Origin of the sequence: Paenisporosarcina cavernae (assembly GCF_003595195.1) — a bacterium.
GTDB lineage: Bacteria > Bacillota > Bacilli > Bacillales_A > Planococcaceae > Paenisporosarcina > Paenisporosarcina cavernae.
In genome coordinates this window covers 1,980,001-2,000,111 of record NZ_CP032418.1, presented here as the reverse complement: position 1 = coordinate 2,000,111, position 20,111 = coordinate 1,980,001, and the positions used below count along the sequence as shown (strand labels likewise).

Annotated in this window: 20 protein-coding genes; 14 read left to right on the top strand and 6 right to left on the bottom strand. The window is 39.3% G+C overall.

What is annotated here, in order from left to right:
* Positions 1 to 57: 57 nt before the first annotated feature.
* Together D3873_RS10345 and D3873_RS10340 are read right to left on the bottom strand one after the other, a co-directional pair.
* Complete coding sequence (locus D3873_RS10345) at positions 58 to 1,101, bottom strand: LCP family protein (RefSeq protein WP_238473768.1); 1,044 nt, start codon at positions 1,099 to 1,101, stop codon at positions 58 to 60.
* A 480-nt stretch (positions 1,102 to 1,581) separates the two neighbouring features.
* Positions 1,582 to 2,565 carry a metal-dependent hydrolase gene (locus D3873_RS10340; protein ID WP_119883948.1) on the bottom strand — a complete coding sequence of 328 codons (984 nt, stop codon included), beginning with the start codon at positions 2,563 to 2,565 and terminating at the stop codon, positions 1,582 to 1,584.
* Positions 2,566 to 2,713: 148 nt separating this feature from the next.
* Between D3873_RS10340 and mutY the strand changes: the two genes are divergently transcribed.
* The 10 genes from mutY (at position 2,714) to nikC (ending at position 12,958) form a co-directional block, all read left to right on the top strand.
* Positions 2,714 to 3,736, top strand: a complete 1,023-nt coding sequence (gene mutY / locus D3873_RS10335; protein WP_119883947.1) for an A/G-specific adenine glycosylase — start codon at positions 2,714 to 2,716, stop codon at positions 3,734 to 3,736.
* Entirely contained in the window at positions 3,733 to 4,476 is a 744-nt protein-coding gene (fabL, locus tag D3873_RS10330; RefSeq protein WP_119883946.1) for an enoyl-[acyl-carrier-protein] reductase FabL, read from the top strand. The genes mutY and fabL overlap by 4 nt, the downstream gene beginning before the upstream one ends.
* 66 nt (positions 4,477 to 4,542) lie before the next feature.
* Entirely contained in the window at positions 4,543 to 4,686 is a 144-nt protein-coding gene (locus D3873_RS10325; RefSeq protein WP_119883945.1) for a gamma-type small acid-soluble spore protein, read from the top strand.
* Positions 4,687 to 4,823: 137 nt separating this feature from the next.
* Positions 4,824 to 5,372: a nucleoside tri-diphosphate phosphatase gene (gene ntdP / locus D3873_RS10320; protein ID WP_119883944.1), complete on the top strand. Its 549-nt coding sequence runs from the start codon at positions 4,824 to 4,826 to the stop codon at positions 5,370 to 5,372.
* Positions 5,373 to 5,418: 46 nt separating this feature from the next.
* Positions 5,419 to 7,191 carry an ABC transporter ATP-binding protein gene (locus tag D3873_RS10315; protein ID WP_119883943.1) on the top strand — a complete coding sequence of 591 codons (1,773 nt, stop codon included), beginning with the start codon at positions 5,419 to 5,421 and terminating at the stop codon, positions 7,189 to 7,191.
* A gap of 144 nt (positions 7,192 to 7,335) precedes the next feature.
* Entirely contained in the window at positions 7,336 to 8,355 is a 1,020-nt protein-coding gene (locus tag D3873_RS10310; RefSeq protein ID WP_119883942.1) for an ABC transporter ATP-binding protein, read from the top strand.
* Positions 8,330 to 9,313 (top strand): ABC transporter ATP-binding protein, encoded by a 984-nt coding sequence (locus D3873_RS10305; RefSeq protein ID WP_119883941.1) that lies wholly within the window; start codon positions 8,330 to 8,332, stop codon positions 9,311 to 9,313. The genes D3873_RS10310 and D3873_RS10305 overlap by 26 nt, the downstream gene beginning before the upstream one ends.
* A 26-nt stretch (positions 9,314 to 9,339) precedes the next feature.
* A complete protein-coding gene (locus tag D3873_RS10300; protein WP_119884529.1) occupies positions 9,340 to 10,953 on the top strand; it encodes an ABC transporter substrate-binding protein in 1,614 nt (537 codons plus the stop codon).
* Positions 10,954 to 11,045: 92 nt separating this feature from the next.
* Positions 11,046 to 12,050 (top strand): ABC transporter permease, encoded by a 1,005-nt coding sequence (locus D3873_RS10295; protein WP_119883940.1) that lies wholly within the window; start codon positions 11,046 to 11,048, stop codon positions 12,048 to 12,050.
* A gap of 17 nt (positions 12,051 to 12,067) precedes the next feature.
* Positions 12,068 to 12,958 carry a nickel transporter permease gene (gene nikC, locus D3873_RS10290; protein WP_119883939.1) on the top strand — a complete coding sequence of 297 codons (891 nt, stop codon included), beginning with the start codon at positions 12,068 to 12,070 and terminating at the stop codon, positions 12,956 to 12,958.
* A gap of 291 nt (positions 12,959 to 13,249) precedes the next feature.
* On the opposite strand, the gene D3873_RS10285 is transcribed toward nikC, so the two are convergent.
* The gene (locus D3873_RS10285) at positions 13,250 to 14,329 is read right to left on the bottom strand and encodes an aromatic acid exporter family protein (RefSeq protein ID WP_119883938.1); all 1,080 of its coding nucleotides are present in this window, start codon (positions 14,327 to 14,329) and stop codon (positions 13,250 to 13,252) included.
* Positions 14,330 to 14,348: 19 nt separating this feature from the next.
* Positions 14,349 to 15,641 carry a glutamate-1-semialdehyde 2,1-aminomutase gene (locus tag D3873_RS10280; RefSeq protein ID WP_119883937.1) on the bottom strand — a complete coding sequence of 431 codons (1,293 nt, stop codon included), beginning with the start codon at positions 15,639 to 15,641 and terminating at the stop codon, positions 14,349 to 14,351.
* A 121-nt stretch (positions 15,642 to 15,762) separates the two neighbouring features.
* Here D3873_RS10280 and D3873_RS10275 point away from each other — a divergent pair, with 121 nt between their 5' ends.
* From D3873_RS10275 to perR, 3 genes are all read left to right on the top strand, one after another.
* Positions 15,763 to 16,704: a D-2-hydroxyacid dehydrogenase gene (locus tag D3873_RS10275; RefSeq protein WP_238473767.1), complete on the top strand. Its 942-nt coding sequence runs from the start codon at positions 15,763 to 15,765 to the stop codon at positions 16,702 to 16,704.
* 2 nt (positions 16,705 to 16,706) lie between these two features.
* A complete protein-coding gene (locus D3873_RS10270; RefSeq protein WP_119883935.1) occupies positions 16,707 to 17,261 on the top strand; it encodes a cob(I)yrinic acid a,c-diamide adenosyltransferase in 555 nt (184 codons plus the stop codon).
* Between the two features lie 100 nt (positions 17,262 to 17,361).
* Entirely contained in the window at positions 17,362 to 17,805 is a 444-nt protein-coding gene (gene perR / locus D3873_RS10265) for a peroxide-responsive transcriptional repressor PerR (protein WP_119883934.1), read from the top strand.
* A gap of 240 nt (positions 17,806 to 18,045) precedes the next feature.
* Here the strand turns inward: perR and D3873_RS10260 are convergent, their stop codons facing one another.
* Positions 18,046 to 18,405, bottom strand: coding sequence for a YgzB family protein (locus D3873_RS10260; protein ID WP_119883933.1), 360 nt, complete (start codon positions 18,403 to 18,405; stop codon positions 18,046 to 18,048).
* Positions 18,406 to 18,527: 122 nt separating this feature from the next.
* Between D3873_RS10260 and D3873_RS10255 the strand changes: the two genes are divergently transcribed.
* The gene (locus D3873_RS10255) at positions 18,528 to 19,406 is read left to right on the top strand and encodes a nucleotidyltransferase-like protein (RefSeq protein WP_119883932.1); all 879 of its coding nucleotides are present in this window, start codon (positions 18,528 to 18,530) and stop codon (positions 19,404 to 19,406) included.
* A 199-nt stretch (positions 19,407 to 19,605) separates the two neighbouring features.
* Here D3873_RS10255 and D3873_RS10250 read toward each other — a convergent pair whose 3' ends face one another.
* The gene (locus tag D3873_RS10250) at positions 19,606 to 19,905 is read right to left on the bottom strand and encodes a protein YxiS (protein ID WP_119883931.1); all 300 of its coding nucleotides are present in this window, start codon (positions 19,903 to 19,905) and stop codon (positions 19,606 to 19,608) included.
* Positions 19,906 to 20,111: the final 206 nt, after the last annotated feature.

Below are 20,111 nucleotides of genomic sequence, written 5' to 3'. Positions count from 1 at the left end.
CCGCTTTTTCTTATCCAAAGAGAAAGATTGGATTCACTCGTCTTAAGGTAATCAAGGTCAACTGCCCTCATTCACAAAAGCCGCATTTGTCTCAAAATTTTCCACTTCCTCCAGCGCTAGAATGTTACGTAATTTTTGACTCACTTCTTCTAAGCTGTTTTTCTCTGGAAGATAGAAAGCACTTTTCCCAACGTATTGATTGGACCCCTCTATTTCCAAGGTACGAATGGATAAATTATTCAATTGAACGTATTGTTTTTGAAGGGCATATAAGTCCTTTACCTGGAAATCTGTTTGAACATTATCCCCGAGAATATCGGAAATTTCTCCAATTGTGAATAAGGTTTTAGCAGAGACTGCTTGTGTAATTATTACTTCCAAAAATTGACGTTGCCTTTCATCACGAGAATAAATGGAATTGACAGGTCGCTCTCTCATTCGGACAAATGCGAGCGCCTCTTCACCGTTGAGGTGTGTGAGACCTTTCTTGAAATCAATTCTCGTTTTATCATAGAAATTTTCTTCCCAGAAAGCTTCTTTCACATCAATATCTACACCATCTAATGCATTTACAATGTCACGAAATCCATCGAATTTCACTGCGATAAAGTAATCGATCGGAATATTAAGAAGCTTCTCGATGGTCTCGATTTGTAATTTTGACGCACCATATCCTGTTATTTGGCCGTAAGTATAGGCAGAATTAATCTTATGAATACCAGTGAAATCACCTGCATTTTCGATATGCACACGTGTATCTCTTGGAATTGTGACCATCGTCATTTCATGGGTGGAGGGGTTTAAAGTTACCAATAGCTGCGTGTCTGCTCGGCTATTTTCGGATTCGCTAGAATAATCCTCTATGCCAAGTAAAAGGATAGAAATAGGATCATCACTCAATATAACCGCTTCGTCTCGCAACTCCGATTTATCTCCTTCTCGCACCAGGTCAACGGATGATTTATCGAACGCATTTTTCAATTGAACAATTGTAAAAATGCCAAATATCAATACTACGGAAAGCGCGAATAAACTCGCAATGATAATCCATTTGCTCATTTTATTATCTTTCTTTTCGTAGCGAGTAGTTTTTTCCTTCACGTGATCGCTCCTTTTTGATGGGCAAGAGATTTCGGTGTTCTTTTATTATGAATGAATTTTTTAAGTAATCTCAGAATTATCCAATTACATGAACGAATATAACTTGAAAAAGTTCCAATTTAAGTAAATTTATTGATATTTACTAGAAAAAAATAGAAATTGCATTACTTGAAGATTTGCGGTTCGATTTTGGTAAACGGAGTTAGAATATAGATGAATTTCTCTGTCGCGAAATTCTTCTGAAGGTTTTTGAATGGAAATGTATGAAAATTAAGAGGTTATTAATAATCAAAAGTGTAGATTGGGATTATTTAGACCTGCAAGGTGTGCGATTCCGATTAATAAGTGTGCGATTCAGATCAATAGGTATGCGATTCTTGATTCGCCAAATCTAAATCGTACAGAGTTAAAGTCACACTTTGATAAGTCCTAAATAAAAAAGCTGGTACTACCAAATTATCAATCGGTAGTATCAGCTTTTTAGTTTGGCATAGTAAAGTCGAGCTTTTTGTGAAGTTTGTCTTCGCTAAATATCCAACCAGTGTAAGAATTAACGACTTCAAGCTCTTCATTCAAATGAGCCACAGCTACGAATGGATAATAATCGTTGCTTCTATAGCGAAGATCGATTAGTCGTACTTCGTATACGTGGTCATGTTCGGTAATTTCCCATCGATAGATAGGGGAGAAAGACGTAAAGGCTTGTAGGTTTTTATCTTTTAAAGCAGCTTTTACTAATGGTGAGTCGGGAATTTCTTTCCGTTCAAATTTGTCGTAAATCGTGATGGAACGTCCATATGCCCTTCCGACGTAATGGTGCGTTGGGGTCAACACTGCAAGTCTCCACTGGAAAAATGTCATGGTCGGTGCGACGATAATTTCTTCCGCATCCGAAATCATATGTTTTACGGTGTGTTTTACTGCATACTGCACGATAAATCGCAAAATATAATAGATGACGATGATTGCGTACATCATTAAAAACGTATACACGGGATTTGCGCCAAGTGACCATAGTAGAATCCCTGCTACATGCATGAAGAAAATAATGGGATCAAATGTGTTAATGACGTTCAAAGCTACCCATTTTTTTGAAAAGGGCCGTAGCGCTTGTGTCCCGTAAGAATTAAAGATGTCCACAAAGACGTGTAAAAATACTGCTAAGAAAGACCACAGCCATAGATGTAGTAAATTGGAGGCTGGGAAAATGAAGTGTAGTGTATATGCAATCAAGATTGGCCATAGTAAGACAGCCGGTATTGAGTGTGTAATGCCTCGGTGATGACGTATATATACCGCGTTATTGCGAAGCTTTAAGACGGTATCGATATCTGGAATTTGTGAACCGATAATCGTTCCCGCAATAACTGCAGTTGTTGTTGTCGTGTGAGCTGCTACTACAGGGTCGATCATGGCGATACCACCCAGAGCAATTCCCATTACGATATGTGTTCCGGTATCCATGCCGATCAACTCCTTTTTAAAACCTTCTAAATTTTTGTTCATCATATAGTATTTTTGCTAAAATAACAAAGTAATTGTTCGATAAAGTAGTACGATATTTATTACCCGAAATCGTATGTTCTTAATCCAAATGACTGGAGGGAACTAGATGAAAGCACAGGATATAAGACGATTTCGCGAAGCATTGCTCACTTGGTACCATAAGGAAAAGCGAGATTTACCATGGCGAAAAGCAAATGATCCATACCATATTTGGATTTCAGAAGTGATGTTACAACAAACAAAAGTAGATACGGTAATTCCGTATTACGAAAAATTTATCGAAGCATACCCGACCTTACCAGATATGGCGGCAGCAGATGAAGAGCATGTGTTAAAAAATTGGGAAGGTCTTGGTTATTATTCCCGAGCGAGAAATTTACATGCAGGTGTAAAAGAAGTTGTCGAACGCTATAACGGATCACTTCCAACAACGAGAGAAGAAATCTCTTCAATTCGAGGAATAGGTCCTTATACAGCAGGAGCTATTTTAAGCATTGCTTATCAAGTTCCAGAGCATGCAGTAGATGGAAATGTTATGCGGGTGTTATCGCGTGTTTTATTTATCGAAGAAGATATTGCAAAACCTAAGACGAAGAAAATTTTTGAAGAAGCTGTAATGGAACTTATCGATCGACACGATCCAAGTGGGTTTAATCAAGGGCTCATGGAGTTAGGTGCGACGATTTGTACGCCTACTAAACCTAGTTGCCTCTTATGTCCTATAAATGATGTGTGTGAAGCATTCAGTAGAGGATTACAAGAAACGCTTCCGATAAAAACGAAAAAAACAAAAGCGCTATCACAGCAGTGGAATGTTTTAGTCGTTGAAAATGAACACGGTGAACTTTTGATGGAAAAACGACAATCGAAAGGATTGCTCGCGAATATGTGGCAATTTCCAATGATGGATCCTAACGAGTTGGACGTTTCCATGTTTGCTGAAAAAATGACTTTGAAACATGTCTTTTCTCATTTAATATGGGAATTGAATGTATTTTATGTAAAAGCAAACGATTTACATATGAAAGCGGATGGAGTATGGAAATCTGCAGATGAGATAGAAAAATTACCAAAAGCAGTACCAATGATTAAAATATGGGATGCCTATAAAAAGGAGAATGTGGGATGACATCAAAAGTAGCGTTAGTAACAGGGAGTAGTCGTGGTTTAGGAAAAGCAATAGCGATTGAATTAGCGAAAAATGGATATGATGTAGTGGTAAATTATGCACGTAGCAAAAGTGCTGCTTTAGAAACAGTAAAAGAAATTGAAGCGTTAGGTCAGCGTGCGTTGTTAGTCCGTGCAAACGTTGGAGATATGGAGAAGCTTCGTACCATGTTTGAAACGATTAAAGAAGAGTTTGGACGATTAGATGTATTCGTAAGTAACGCGGCTTCTGGAGTACTTCGTCCAATTATGGAATTAGAAGAATCTCACTGGGATTGGACAATGAACATCAATGCGAAAGCAATGCTCTTTGGTGCACAAGAAGCGGCAAAATTAATGGACAAAGGCGGGAAGATTCTCGGGATTAGTTCGTTAGGGTCCATTCGCTATTTGGAGAATTACACTACTGTTGGCGTGTCAAAAGCGGCGATTGAATCGATTACACGCTATTTAGCGGTGGAGTTGGCTGAAAAAGGGATCGCAGTAAATACTGTTTCTGGAGGAGCATTAGACACTGACGCGTTAAAACATTTTCCGAACCGCGAAGAACTTTTAGGGGATGCGCGTGATAATACGCCAGCTGGACGTATGGTAGAAATCGAAGACATGGTCAGCACTGCAATGTTTTTACTTTCTGACGGGGCAGATATGATTCGTGGTCAAACTATTATTGTTGATGGTGGTCGCTCAATCGTCATTTAAAAAAATTTTTTTATGTATGATTTCTTCCTTCCTGCACATTCTATTTAGCACGGAGGTGATTCATCCATGGAAAAAAATCCGAACAACCAACCCAACAAACGAGCAGAATTTGGGACGGAAACGGACATTCGTCAAGTAAAACAACAAAATCGTCAATCAGAAGCTGCGAAGCGTCAGGCGACAAATCGTTCTACAAACGGTTCCAAATAAGGGTGTTAATCTCCAAATGAGCAGAGGCTTTTGCCTTTGCTCATTTTTTTTGCTACTGTTTTACATACGAAGTTGTTATAATATGACACATACCAAATATATACGTGCGCGTTTTTTGCGAAAAGGTGGGCAAAATTATGTCGGTACCAACGGAAGGGGAAAGCATTCAGATCCACAGCTATAAACACGACGGAAACATCCACCGAGTCTGGCAAGAAACTATGGTGTTAAAAGGGACAAAAAATATTGTGATTGGAGCAAATGAGCGAACGTTAGTAACGGAATCAGACGGTAGAACTTGGATTACAAGGGAACCATCCATTTGTTATTTTCATGCAGAGCATTGGTTTAATATTATTTGCATGTTACGTGAAGACGGCGTTTACTATTATTGCAATATTAGTTCACCATTCATCTATGATAACCAATCGTTAAAATACATCGATTATGATTTAGACGTGAAAGTTTTTCCAGACATGTCCTATGCCATTCTAGATGAAGATGAATTTCAAGAGCACAAGAGGCAAATGAATTATCCGGATGTGCTTGAAGCGATATTATATCGTAATATTGAAAAGCTAATTAGCTGGGTGAAACAGCGTAAGGGTCCTTTTGCACAAGACTTTATTGATGTTTGGACAAGTCGTTATGCTTTCCACAAACAATTGAAAATGAATGAAGAATGATGCCTGTTGACATTCAACAGGTTTTTCATTTGGAAGAGGTGAAAGAATGAGTGCAACGAAACGATATATGGAATTTGTAAAACCGTACAAATGGCAAATTGCGTTTACGATTGTTATTGGGATCGTAAAATTTGCTATTCCGCTTTTTATCCCTATCCTGATTAAAGTAGTTATTGACGATATTATCGGTGCGCCAGCGTTAACAGATGCCGAAAAAATGAGACAGTTATTTTACTGGTTAGGTGGAACGGCGCTTGTATTTTTCTTTTTGCGACCACCAATCGAGTACTATCGTCAATATTATGCACAACTAGTCAGTAACAAGATATTATTTGATATCCGTCAAAATTTATATGGTCATCTTCAAAAATTATCGATGCGCTATTATTCTAATACACGCGCAGGTGAAGTAATTTCTCGTGTAATTAATGACGTAGAGCAAACGAAAAACTTTGTAATGATTGCGTTAATGAACTTATGGTTAGACCTTGCTACCATTATCATCGCAGTAGGAATCATGTTAACGATGGATATTCCGCTGACGATTGTGACGTTACTTGCTTTCCCGTTTTACGCATTTAGCGTGAAATATTTCTTTGGTAGATTACGAGATTTAACGAAAAAACGCTCACAAGCACTTGCAGGTGTACAAAGTTACTTGCATGAACGAGTACAAGGCATGAGCGTGATTAAAAGCTTTGGATTAGAAAAGCATGAACAAGGCCTCTTTGATGAGGCAAATGGAGAGTTTTTAGATAAAGCAATTGATCATACAAAATGGAATGCGAAGGCATTTGCAGTCGTGAATACAATTACAGAAGTGGCACCGTTACTTGTTATTGGCTATGCCGGATATCAAGTTATTGAAGGAAATTTAACGGTCGGTACGATGGTGGCATTCATTGCATATATTGAACGATTGTATAACCCTCTTCGACGCCTCGTGAATTCTTCTACAACATTAACGCAAGCATATGCATCTATGGACCGCGTTTTTGAATTAATGGATGAGTCGTATGATATTCAAGATGCAAGTAATGCCCGTCAGTTGAAAACCGCAGATGGTAAGTTAACGTTTGATCACGTGTTTTTTTATTATGAAGATGAGAACGATTTAGTGTTAAAGGACATGTCGTTTGAAGTAAAACCGGGTCAGACTGCTGCTTTTGTCGGAATGAGTGGCGGCGGGAAATCAACCATCGTTAGCTTAATCCCACGATTTTATGACGCACAAAAAGGTGCCATTCGAATTGATGACCATGATGTGAAAAGTCTTCAAGTGAAATCATTACGAGATCAAATTGGTATCGTACTACAAGATAATATTTTGTTTAGCGATTCTGTCCTGTCGAATATTAAAATGGGGAAACCCGAGGCAACTTTTGAGGAAGTAGTAGCAGCTGCAAAAGCAGCTAACGCTCATGACTTCATTGAAACACTTCCGCAAGGATACGATACGAAAGTCGGCGAACGCGGAGTGAAATTATCCGGTGGTCAAAAGCAGCGTGTGGCAATTGCACGTGTGTTTTTAAAAAATCCGCCGATCTTAGTTTTAGATGAAGCGACATCCGCTCTAGACTTAGAAAGTGAAGCGCTTATCCAAGATTCTCTGGAGCGATTAGTTTCAGATAGAACAACGATAATTGTTGCGCATCGTCTATCCACGATTACGCATGCTGACCAGATTTTCGTCATTGATCATGGTGAGTTAAAAGAGCAAGGAACGCATGATGAACTGATGCAAGCCAAAGGAACGTACTTCAATTTATTCCAAGTACAACAACTAGATAAACCAGCCACACCTGAAACCCTTCAATAGTTGAAGGGTTTTTCCTTTATTTTCAAGTAGGTCAAAAGTTCTAACAGATAACAAATTAACTATTGCAAAAATAATTTCTATTTGTATAATAAAGAACATATAAAATATTCTGATATTAATAAACTGTGTAAAAGGGGGAACAGCATGAGCGAGCGAAAAGCAATTCTTCAAGTAAAGGATCTGCAGACATCCTTTTTCACAGATGACGGGGTAATTCCGGCGGTAGATCATATTGATTTCTCGATTCATGAAGGAGAAGTCTTAGGTATTGTAGGCGAATCAGGGTGTGGGAAAAGTGTCACCTCTCTTTCTATTATGGGTCTGGTTCAAAGCCCTCCTGGGAAAATTACAAGTGGTGAAATCTTATACGGAAATAGAGATTTATTGAAATTAAATGAAAAAGAAATGCGATCTGTACGAGGAAACGAAGTCGCGATGATATTCCAAGAACCGATGACTTCTTTAAACCCACTTTTTACCATTGGTAATCAACTGATGGAAGCGATTTTGTTACATAAAAAAGATTGGTCGAAAGCACAGGCGAGAAATCGAGCAGTAGAAATGATGACTTTAGTTGGGCTTCCAAGAGCTTCAGAACTAATGAAAGAATATCCTCATCAACTTTCGGGTGGAATGAGACAGCGTGTTATGATCGCGATGTCACTCGTATGTGACCCGAAAGTGTTAATCGCAGATGAGCCGACAACCGCTCTAGATGTAACGATTCAAGCGCAAATTTTACAGTTAATGAAAGATTTAAATGAACGCTTAAATACAGCCGTATTATTAATTACCCATGATTTAGGTGTTGTGGCTGAAACGTGCGAGCGCGTCATCGTGATGTATGCAGGGCAAATTGTTGAGCAAGGTCCAGTAGATATTATTTTCAAAGACCCGCAACATCCTTATACAAAAGGATTGCTGCAATCTGTTCCTGATATGCGCTACAAAAAACAACGTCTATATTCGATACCAGGAAATGTTCCGAGACCAGGGTCGATTAAACAAGGATGTCGATTTGCAGCACGCTGTGAGTTTGCGTTTGATAAGTGTCTAACAGAAAATCCTGACTTGTATCAAACATCTCCGGTGCACCAAACACGGTGCTTCTTATATGAAAACGAGGAGGTGCACGTAGATGACAGAGCCACTGTTGAAAGTTGAAGGATTAAAAAAGTATTTCCCAATTAAAAAAGGTTTATTAGCAAGAGAAGCAGGTCACGTGAAGGCCGTTGACGATGTTTCCTTCGAAGTTTATGAGGGAGAAACACTTGGGATTGTTGGAGAATCTGGCTGTGGTAAGTCGACTACGGGTCGAATGCTCATGCGTCTACTTGATCCTACAGAAGGTAAAGTGACATTTAACGGCAGAGTTTTAACCGAAGCATCAAAAGAAGAGATGCGTAAAGCTCGTCGAGAAATTCAAATGGTCTTTCAAGATCCTTACGCTTCCTTAAATCCTCGTCATACAATCGGGAAAATATTAGAAGAACCGTTGATTGTTCATGGTATAGGTGATGCGAAAGAACGGAAGAAAAAAGTATATGAGTTATTAGAAATAGTAGGATTGAGTAGCTATCATGCGAAGCGTTATCCACACCAATTTAGTGGTGGGCAACGTCAACGAATAGGAATTGCACGCGCTTTGATGACAAATCCGAAATTGATAATAGCGGATGAACCAGTGTCTGCACTCGATGTTTCCATTCAGTCGCAAGTTCTTAATTTAATGCAAGACTTGCAGAAAGACTTGAAGTTAACATACATCTTTATTGCTCATGATCTTGGTGTCGTTCGACATATTAGCGATCGTGTAGGCGTAATGTATTTAGGGAAAATGGTGGAACTTGCATCAAGCGAAGGTCTATATGACAAACCTTTGCATCCATACACCAAAGCGCTACTTTCTGCAGTTCCGGTTCCTGACCCGAACTTTACGAGAGAGCAAATTATTATTAAGGGAGATATCCCAAGTCCTTCCAATCCACCAAGTGGATGCACATTCCACACACGTTGTCCTTTCAAAATGGATGTGTGCACGCAAGTGGTTCCAAAATTGGAAGAAGTTGAATCCGGTCATTCTGTTGCATGCCATTTATATAATGGGGAGATGCAACAATGATAAATACACAATATGGAGGGGTCAAATTGAGTAAAAAGAAATTATGGTCTTTAGCTGTACTTCTAGTTTTAACCCTTTCTACCATCTTAGCTGCATGTTCATCTGGTGATGACGATAATGCAAATGGAGATAATGGTGGAGATAGCTCTAAACCGAAGATTTTAGTATTCGGTCGCGGTGGAGATTCGGTATCTCTAGATCCGGCAACAGTAACAGATGGAGAATCTTTTAAAGTAACAAAAAACGTTTTTGAAACGCTTGTAAACTTTGGCGACCAAGATACAGAAATTCATCCTGGTCTTGCAAAAGAATGGGAAGCGTCAGATGATGGTTTAACATACACGTTTACGTTAAACGAAGGAATCAAATTCCATGATGGAACAGACTTCAACGCGGATGCAGTTGTATTCAACTTCGATCGTTGGGCAAATGGTTCTGGGGAAGATTTCTACTATTATTCTTCTATGTTTGGTGGATACAAAGGGGATGAAGGCCACGTAATTGATTCAGTAACTGCTGATGGCGATTACAAAGTTGTTTTCAAACTGAAACGTCCACAAGCACCATTCTTAAAAAATATTGCAATGAGCCCATTCGCAATTGCTAGCCCGGCTGCAGTTGAAGAAAAAGGGGAAGCGTTTGGTGACAATCCAGTTGGTACTGGACCATTTAAGTTCGTAGAATGGAAACGTAATGACTCTATTACAATCGAGAAAAACGAAGACTACTGGCAAGATGGCCTTCCGAAGTTAGACAAAGTTATCTTCCGTTCTATTCCAGATAACTCTGCTCGTTTAAACGCTTTAACTACTGGTGAAATTGATTTAGCAGATGGTGTAAACCCTGCTGATGGAGCAACTGTTGAAAGTAATGACGAGTTACAATTGTTTGAACGTCCTTCTATGAACGTAGGGTACCTTGGTTTAACAAGCACACGACCTCCGTTTGACAACAAATTAGTACGTCAAGCGATTAACCATGCAATTGATAAGCAGGCGATTGTGGATGCATTCTTCGAAGGCCGTGCAGAAGTTGCGAAAAACCCTATGCCTCCAGTAATCGGTGGATACAATGACGATATTCCTGGATACGATTACGATCCAGCAAAAGCAAAAGAATTGTTAGCAGAAGCTGGCTTCCCTGATGGCTTTGAAATGGATCTATGGGCTATGCCTGTTCCACGTCCTTATATGCCTGATGGTCAAAAAGTAGCGGAAGCAATGCAAAAGAACTTAGCTGATGTTGGAATCAAAGCAAACATCGTTTCATACGAGTGGGCTACGTATTTAGAAAAAGCACGTAACGGAGAAGCAGATGCATTCTTACTAGGATGGACTGGTGATAATGGAGATGCTGATAACTTCATTTACGTTCTGTTAGACAAAGACAACATTGGAAGCAATAACTATTCATACTATAGCAACGACGAATTACACGACATCCTGATTGAAGCGCAATCTACTGTTGATGAAGATGCACGTAATGACCTATATATGCAAGCTCAAGAAATCATTTTTGACGATGCACCATGGGTACCAATTGCACACTCAACACCATTGTTAGCTGGCCGTGCGGACATTACTGGTTTCTTACCACATCCAACTGGTTCAGATAAATTGGAAACAGTAGACTTCGAATAAGTTACAACAAAAGGGGAGAAGTCATCGTGATTTCTCCCCTGTTTATATGATTTTCGCTACACAATACTGCATTAGATGGAGAGGTGAAGACGATGCTTCACTATATTGGAAGAAGACTCTTACAATTAATCCCAGTTTTGCTGGGCATGACATTTGTCGTTTTCATGATCATTCGGGCGATACCTGGAGATCCTGCACAAGTAATTTTGGGGCAGCAGGCGACGAAAGAAGCGATCGAATCATTACGAGCAAAGCTCGGATTAGATAATCCTTGGTATGTTCAATATTTTGATTATTTAAAGGGATTATTCACAGGGGATTTAGGGGAGTCTCTCCGGACAAAAGTTCCAGTGCAGGATGAAATTTGGCAGTATTTATCTGCTACATTAGAGCTTTCCTTATTCGCCATTATTATCGCAGTTATTATTGGGGTGAATGCCGGTATTATTTCTGCTTGGTTCCAAAATTCTTGGTTTGATTACACGGCGATGATTCTAGCGCTTGTCGGCGTTTCCATGCCGATCTTCTGGCTAGGTCTCATGCTGCAATGGGTATTTGGAATTCAATTAGATATTTTACCAACTACAGGTCGAGAAGAAGTTCGAGATCCCGTTCAAGCCGTCACGGGACTTTATGTGATCGACATCTTTATGACTGGTAGGCTTGACCAGTTAGGTACTGTGTTGAAACATTTAGTATTACCTGGAATTGCACTTGCTACGATTCCGATGGCAATCATTGCTCGTATGACACGTTCAAGTATGTTAGAAGTGATGCGTTCTGATTACGTTCGTACAGCACGGGCAAAAGGACAAAAAATGTTTTGGGTTGTCTACAAACACGCGTTGAAAAATGCCATTATCCCAGTGTTAACCGTCATTGGATTACAAATGGGATTATTACTTGGTGGTGCGATTTTAACGGAAACCATTTTCGGATGGCCAGGTATCGGTCGTTATATTTATGAGGCAATTAACTTCCGAGACTACCCAGTTATTCAATCTGGTATTTTAGTCGTCGCATTTATCTTCGTAATGATTAACTTGCTTATTGATTTACTTTACAGCTTAATTGATCCACGTATTAAATATGATTAAGAAGGAGGCTCCCGTCTATGTCTGAATTAGCGCCAAAAGCAAACGTTGCAGTAAAAAAAGAACGCGAAGCAGGACCATGGAGGGAAGCTTGGCGAAGCTTCAAAAAAAGCAAAGTAGCTCTTGTTGGAGCTGGAATCGTCATCTTCTTTATCTTACTTGCCATTTTCGCACCGTGGATTGCACCACAAGGGATTAACGAACAAAATATGAGCATACGCTTACAAGCTCCATCAGCGGAACATTGGCTAGGAACGGATGATTTCGGTCGAGATATTCTTTCCCGAATTATTCATGGAGCTCGTATATCATTATGGGTTGGTTTCTTTTCTGTTATTGGATCCGTTATCGTAGGAAGTACACTCGGTATCATTGCAGGGTACTATGGTCGCTGGGTAGATGCCATTATCTCTCGTATTTTTGATATCATGCTTGCTTTTCCAAGTATTCTACTTGCGATTGCAGTTGTATCAGTATTAGGACCTTCTCTTCAAAATGCATTAATCGCGATTGCCATTATCAATATTCCTAACTTCGGTCGACTTATTCGATCCAAAGTATTGAGTATTAAAGAAGAAGAATACATTACTTCTGCAAAAGCAATTGGAATGAAAGACTTCCGGATTTTATTCTCACATATCCTCCCGAACTCGATGGCACCCGTCATTGTTCAGGGAACATTAGCAATTGCCACTGCAATTATTGAAGCTGCAGCACTCGGCTTCCTAGGACTTGGAGCACAAGCGCCTACACCTGAGTGGGGGAAAATGCTGGCAGATGCTAGACAATATCTAATCAACGCACCATGGACTATGATCTTCCCAGGATTAGCAATCATGCTGACCGTATTAGGATTTAACTTAATGGGTGATGGCTTGCGTGATGCACTTGATCCAAAAATGAAAAGCTAATAAAACATCCTCCGACATCTGGAATGACCTTTGTCGGAGGATGTTTTTGTGATTACACTAGTAAATCGGTAATTTTAATTCGCACCAAATTCGACATTATCGCACCAAATTTTAAATTACCGCACATTTACTAGTTCAATTGATTCAACGAAATAACCATATTTCTGAAAATCCACTAATTTCTTGTTTCTTCTATTAAAATTGTGAAAACTTAAGAGGAAAAGTACGAAAGAAGGATCTCAAACTTAAAAACACTCCCTCTACTTCGGTGAGTAAAAAAGAGTGTTTCTATTAAAATGTATCTTCTAGTTTTAACTGAATTTCCTCTCCATGGTAATTCTGGTGAGAAACAATGAGTGTATCTAGATGTTCGAGTTGTTCTTCGTAATCGAGTATCGAAGAAATTAGGTGCAAGAGGTGGTATGAACCAAGAGAATCTTCTGAGCTTTTTTCGGTCAACTTTTTCGCGAAAAAGTCCATTACTTCTTGTTTGTTTAAACGACTGCTCTCGCTAGTTACACCGGTATGTTCAGGTTTTAACTTCCCAGTGTATTTAAGCAAAAGCTGTTCGTTATACGCTAACAGGCCATCCACTCGCGATTGTAGCATTTCTCGAAAATCGGGGGGTAAATGACTTAATTCGTTTTCATGTAAATGAAATCTCTTGAGCAAATCCCAGGATTTATTCGTAACAGCAATCATTTGACGATACACGACTAATTTTCGAGCTTTCGAACGTTTTTCACGTGTTAAATAGTTACGCTCTTCTTTATAAAATAAATAAATTTGATCAAGCTTGACGAGTTTATCCCGAATCAGCTCCAACGTTTGTTTCGTTGCTTGATGATCGGATGCTTGTCGCGCGGCGAGTCTTGTCCAACGAATTAGTTCATCTTGGGTGAGTTGAATCGTTTGATACAATCGCGTTTCATATTTCGGCGGCATGAAAATTAAATTCACCAAAAAAGCTGCCAGTACACCTACGACGATGGTTGCAAATCGTAGCAATGAAAATTCTTGGAAGTTATCACCTTGTATTTCCATGATCGCAATAATCGTAACGAGTGCTAGAGACACGGATTTTTCTAACTTGAGTTTCAACATAATCGCGATCGTAATAACGGCTGCTAATCCTATTGCAACGTAGTTATGCCCAAAAATTGTCGCGAACAGGACCGCTACTATCGCCCCGATTAAGTTGGACTGAATTTGTTCAATAATCGTTAAATAGGAACGATAGATAGATGGTTGTAACGCAAAGATTGCAGCAATTCCTGCAAAAACAGGAGAAGGCAAATGCAACAAATCAGCTAGAAATAATGCAAAAACAATCGCTACTCCTGTTTTAAGAATTCTTGCTCCTAATTTCATAAATGATAAAATTCCTTTCTTACACGGACATTGCTTCGAAAGCGTGTTCTACTGCTTGTATAGACTGCTTTATATCTTCCTCCGTGTGTGCAGTTGTGATAAACCATGCTTCGTATTTAGAAGGAGCTAGATTGATTCCTTGTTCTAACATCAAACGGAAAAATGTCGCAAACAATTCCCCGTTACTGGCTTCTGCTTGCTCGTAATTTTCTACCTTTACATCTGTAAAGTAAATCGTTAAAGCTCCTTTTAAGCGATTAGTGGTTATGGTTATTCCATATTTATTCGCAGCAGCTACTATTCCTTCTTCTAGCATCCTACCTAAACGATCCAATTCATTGTAAACGTCTTTTTCCGCTAATACTTCTAAACAAGCAATACCGGAAAGAATGGACGCTGGATTGCCTGCCATTGTTCCCGCTTGATACGCTGGTCCAAGTGGTGCGACGGTATTCATAATTTCTTTTTTACCACCATACGCTCCAATAGGTAATCCACCACCTATAATTTTCCCCATTGCTGTTAAGTCTGGTGTAAAACCAAGTAACGTGGAAGCGGCACCGTAATGGAATCGAAATGCCGTAATTACTTCATCGTATATTGTTAAGAATCCATATTCTGTTGCCAATTCATGTACTAATGCTAAAAATCCTTCATTTGGCTCTACAATGCCAAAGTTCCCGACAATCGGTTCGATTAAGATACATGCAAGTTCTGCGCCCCATTTTTCCACTGCCTCACGAAATGCTTCCGGGTTATTAAACGGAACTGTGATTACTTCTTCTGCAATGGATTTTGGAACACCTGCAGAATCCGGTGTTCCTAGTGTTGCTGGACCAGAGCCTGCAGCGACTAGCACCAAATCAGAATGTCCGTGATAACATCCTGCAAATTTCATGACCTTTGTTCTTCCCGTGTAAGCACGAGCTACCCGAATGGTCGTCATAACAGCTTCTGTTCCTGAATTGACAAAGCGTACTTTATCCAGAGATGGAATTGCTTCCTTTAACATCTTTGCAAAAGTCACTTCGTGAGGGGTAGGTGTTCCATAAAGTACTCCTGTTTCTGCGGCTTTCGTAATTGCTTTTGTAATATGAGGATGTGCATGCCCTGTAATAATTGGACCATATGCAGCTAAATAATCGATGTATTTATTGCCATCAACGTCCCAAAAGTAAGCACCTTGAGCACGTTCCATGACAACTGGCGATCCTCCACCTACTGCTTTATACGATCGAGACGGACTGTTTACTCCACCAACTATATGTTCAAGAGCTTCTGCGTGTAATTTTTCTGATTGTGAATGAATCATGATGTACCTCCAAGTAGCGTTTTCTTCTATCTATAATAGACAATGTTGTGTTTCATTGCCAAAGAAATTGAAAATAATGGGGACAATCGGGTACGATGAGAGAAGAAGGGGGAGTTTTCACGTGATCGCATTAGTGTCGTTTCCAATTAGTTCTAAGTATCAAACGAAATGGGAGGAAGCGTATCCCGAAATACAATTTCACATCGGATCCGTAGAGGATGACATCATTCATCAGACGGAAATCCTCGTTACATATGGAGAAGATTTAGATGCGGACATAATCGCGAAAGCCTCCAAGTTGAAATGGGTCAGTGTAGCTTCCGCGGGGTTAGAAAAAATGCCGCTTGCGGAACTGAGTGAGCGAGGGATTCTCGTCACAAACGCAAAAGGAATCCACCAAATTCCCATGAGTGAATCGATATTAGCGCACATTCTAGCTGTAAAACGTAACCTGCGACAAATTTATCGTCAACAAGCAGAAAAAGAATGGAGCAGAAAAGTTCCGCAAACAGAACTTGCTGGCGCGACGATCGTCATTTTAGGTCCTGGAGCAATTGGATCCGCTGTTGGTGGGGTGTTAAAAGCATTTGGCGTGCAGACAATCGGCGTCAACACGAGTGGCGATTCCGTAGAGAATATGGATGAAACAGTGCCGATGAGCAAACTTTCAGAAGTATTGCCAAAGGCGGATATTGTGTTGTCCCTCCTACCTAGTACCGAGAAAACACATCATTTATTCACACAGGAGCATTTTTTAGCAATGAAAGACTCTGCTATTTTTATGAATTTTGGCCGGGGAGACGTCGTTGCAGAAAATGTACTTTTGCAAGCCATACAAGACAAGGAACTAGCACTTGCCATATTAGATGTGTACGAGGAAGAACCACTTCCGAGTAACCATCCATTTTGGGAGATGGAGCAAGTCATTGTCTCGCCACACGTTTCTAGCCACTCTAAAAATTACATCCCTCGTGCGATGGAAATTTTCGAGTACAACTTGAAAAAATGGCTAGCAGGAGAGACAGATTTTAGGAATCAAATTCAACTGGAAAAGGGGTATTAATCATGAAAATTTATACAAAAACAGGTGATAAAGGAACAACTTCTCTTATTTACGGTAGCCGAGTAGCGAAAAACGATCCGTTAGTGAATGCTTATGGGACGTGTGATGAAGCAAATTCCATGATTGGTTTAGCGGTAAGTCATTTGCAAAGTGAGTTTTTTGATGGCAAAGACACCTTAATGGATGAGTTTCATCAAATTCAAACCACTCTTTTTCACGTAGGTGCGGAACTTGCAACTCCAGCTGGTAAAGAAGTGAAATGGAAACTCGAAGAATCATCTATTGAAGCACTTGAACAAGCGATTGATCAATGGGACGAAACACTTCCTTCTCTGACAAACTTTATTCTACCTGGTGGACATCCAGGAGGTGCAGCCCTTCACGTCGCACGAACCATTGTTAGACGGGCAGAACGCGCTTCATTAGAAGTCGGTGAGCATGTATCTCCATCTGTTATTGCTTATTTAAACCGATTATCGGACTATCTATTTGTAGTGGGAAGATATGTCAATATACAACTCGGTCAAAAAGAAAAAGGATTGCACGCAGGCGAATAAGCCTTTAGGCGGTCAATTTGTTGACATGATGCGCAATTCTTTCTTATACTAATTATAATGATTATTAAGAAAGAATTTTACTGAAATGAGGTGAGGACTTATGACAGAAGTGCATTTACGAGACGCGTTGGATTCGTTAAAATCCACGGGAGTGAGAATTACTCCTCAACGTCATGCGATTCTTGAGTTTCTCATTCAGTCCATGATCCATCCTACAGCTGATGATATATATAAAGCGCTAGAAAGCCGTTTTCCCAATATGAGTGTCGCTACCGTTTACAACAATTTGCGTGTATTCCGAGAAGCGGGACTTGTAAAAGAACTAACTTATGGAGATTCTTCTAGTCGTTTTGACTTTGTTACAAACGATCACTATCACATTATTTGTGATTCGTGTGGCAAAATCGTCGACTTCCATTATCCTGGTTTAGACGAAGTGGAACATCTAGCAAGTCATGTTACAGGCTTCAAAGTCAATACGCATCGCATGGAAATTTACGGCACATGCCCGACTTGTCAAGAACAAGCCACAAACGTTCAATAAGATACCGACATCTATTCAACCATGAGCGAATTTGTTCATGGTTTTTCTTTTGGGAATGAAACACTCCTCTAGCTAAGGACTCTATGGAAGCTAGGATAAGAAGACGATGAGGAACGACTACTTTATTGGAAGAATTAGAGGGGTAGATCTCATCTCGCTGTGTATTGCTTTTCTGGATAGAGGGAACAAAAAAGCCTATTCTCTACTATTGAACGTAGAAAATAGGCGTATGCGTGCTGATTATTTCTTTTCCATCGAAGCTTTTCGATTATAATCTTCATCGAATTCTTTACCTTCTAAATTCGGATCAAGTGTAAGCGGTTCGCGACAATACATACACATGTCAACTCGACCTAACACTTTGGTATACTTCCCGCAATTAGGACAAACGACTTGAACAGCTTTAGTGGATAATAAACCAATCCACGCGTAAACGGCAGTACTTGCAATAATTGCCACAACACCAAGCAACATAAAGATTAACATCACAAGTTGATTTGAACGGAAAAAGATGCCAAGATACATAATGACAAATCCTATGAAGATTAAAGCTAATGCAAACGAACGAATTCGGTTAATCTTATTTTTATAAGGTTTCATACGTTAATACCTCCTTAAGCATTTTTACTATACCATAAATAAGTTCTTCGAAAATAGGAAGGAATCTTAAAATATATGTCGAAAAAAGTACGTATCCAGATCTCGAGAGGAGACTGCAACGAGTGGAACATTTATTGAGACCAATTTATCAAGAACGAGCGAGCCAACCAAACACACTAGGTGTCATCATTGTGGAAAAAATGCAAGAAGTGAGTCCGAGCACTGACAACTTTGACACCATTCTATTTATTTTAATAAAAGAAGCGGACGTTCCAGTATTCACCAAACATTATACATTCGGTACACAAAAAGCTGCGATGCATTTAATTACCGAAAAGCAATTGCGTAAATGGCTACTACTTGGAACGAATCGGAAGGTAGTCGAATGGATATTAAACGGCCGAATCGTTTTCGATCGTAATGAATTTGTTCAAGAGTTAAAAACAGAATTAAAAGATTTTCCATTCTATGGCCGGAAAATGAAAATGGGAATTGAGTTTGCAAAATTGATACGACGTTACTTAGAAGGAAAAGTACTGTTTGAAAACAAACAGTTCATGGATGCGTATCATCACATTGTGGAATCGCTTCATCACTTGGCGAGATTAGCTGTGTTTGAAAATGGATTGCATCCAGAAGTAACTGTTTGGGCACAAGTGAAACAAATTGAACCCGCCATCTATAAACTTTACGATGAACTTTTAACAAGTGAAGAAGCAATTGATAAGCGTCTTGAATTATTATTTTTAGCAAGCGAATTTTTTATTCACTCAAGAACGAAGGATGGAGCAGCGCATATACTCGATGTGATTCAGTCGAAAGAGTATTGGACGATCCAAGACTTACATGAACAAGAAGAATTAAAAAATTACTCCGTTAACTTAGAAGTGTTTATCGAATTTTTAGTGGAAAGAGGATATATTGATATTGAAAAAGTTCAAACAAAAAGTGAATCCATCTTCCACCGGTATTATAAATTGGGAACTAAGCGCATAGACTAATAGTGGAGTATAAATACGATTGGCTAACTCGACAGAAATGAAGGGTTAATGAGCAACAAGAAAACGTTCTGTTCTTCTAACGAACAAACAGAATGTTTTCTTCGGTTGCTCGATTTTTTGTTTAGGAGAATTTGGTGATTCGGAATTGCAATGCAACTTGATTGAAGATAGAATGTCATCCACGTTCGATCGTGTATCGTTAATTGGAAAGATCCATCTCTTCTGCTTTGTTACTGACAACGTATGCTAAATCGTCATTTCCAAAAAGCTGTAGCAAATGTATAAGTGTTGCAGTATCTATTTCTAAATCTATTGGTTCTACAGAATCGAGAACATCTTGGAGTGCTTTATTTTTTGCTTGATGAGGATATGCCTGTTTGTATAATTCTTGAGAATTAAGTTGATTGTTTTTTGCCCACTGAACGAATAGTTGAATCATAATTTGTTCATCTTCTTGATATTTCTTAATGATGAAATCGGTCATTTCGTTGTTTCTCATCTAATAGTTCTCCTTTCTCGAATAAGCCTTATTAGTTGATTGTATGATGAAAATGAATAATGTATCGCTCTGAAATAAGTATATCAAAATTTAAGTGTTGACTTCTAAATGTGTATGCCTTTATACTAAAAAGCGTCGCAAAAATACTATTTCAAAAAAATATTAAATTCGTTCTTGACTCTCGCTTAGCATGATGCTAAATTAGA

Bases quoted from the DNA above. Each gene is read 5' to 3' on its own strand.
- D3873_RS10340 (WP_119883948.1), bottom strand. From the start codon at position 2,565: ATGGATACCGGAACACATATCGTAATGGGAATTGCTCTGGGTGGTATC.
- mutY (WP_119883947.1), top strand. From the start codon at position 2,714: ATGAAAGCACAGGATATAAGACGATTTCGCGAAGCATTGCTCACTTGG.
- fabL (WP_119883946.1), top strand. From the start codon at position 3,733: ATGACATCAAAAGTAGCGTTAGTAACAGGGAGTAGTCGTGGTTTAGGA.
- D3873_RS10325 (WP_119883945.1), top strand. From the start codon at position 4,543: ATGGAAAAAAATCCGAACAACCAACCCAACAAACGAGCAGAATTTGGG.
- ntdP (WP_119883944.1), top strand. From the start codon at position 4,824: ATGTCGGTACCAACGGAAGGGGAAAGCATTCAGATCCACAGCTATAAA.
- D3873_RS10315 (WP_119883943.1), top strand. From the start codon at position 5,419: ATGAGTGCAACGAAACGATATATGGAATTTGTAAAACCGTACAAATGG.
- D3873_RS10310 (WP_119883942.1), top strand. From the start codon at position 7,336: ATGAGCGAGCGAAAAGCAATTCTTCAAGTAAAGGATCTGCAGACATCC.
- D3873_RS10305 (WP_119883941.1), top strand. From the start codon at position 8,330: ATGACAGAGCCACTGTTGAAAGTTGAAGGATTAAAAAAGTATTTCCCA.
- D3873_RS10295 (WP_119883940.1), top strand. From the start codon at position 11,046: ATGCTTCACTATATTGGAAGAAGACTCTTACAATTAATCCCAGTTTTG.
- nikC (WP_119883939.1), top strand. From the start codon at position 12,068: ATGTCTGAATTAGCGCCAAAAGCAAACGTTGCAGTAAAAAAAGAACGC.
- D3873_RS10285 (WP_119883938.1), bottom strand. From the start codon at position 14,329: ATGAAATTAGGAGCAAGAATTCTTAAAACAGGAGTAGCGATTGTTTTT.
- D3873_RS10280 (WP_119883937.1), bottom strand. From the start codon at position 15,641: ATGATTCATTCACAATCAGAAAAATTACACGCAGAAGCTCTTGAACAT.
- D3873_RS10270 (WP_119883935.1), top strand. From the start codon at position 16,707: ATGAAAATTTATACAAAAACAGGTGATAAAGGAACAACTTCTCTTATT.
- perR (WP_119883934.1), top strand. From the start codon at position 17,362: ATGACAGAAGTGCATTTACGAGACGCGTTGGATTCGTTAAAATCCACG.
- D3873_RS10260 (WP_119883933.1), bottom strand. From the start codon at position 18,405: ATGAAACCTTATAAAAATAAGATTAACCGAATTCGTTCGTTTGCATTA.
- D3873_RS10250 (WP_119883931.1), bottom strand. From the start codon at position 19,905: ATGAGAAACAACGAAATGACCGATTTCATCATTAAGAAATATCAAGAA.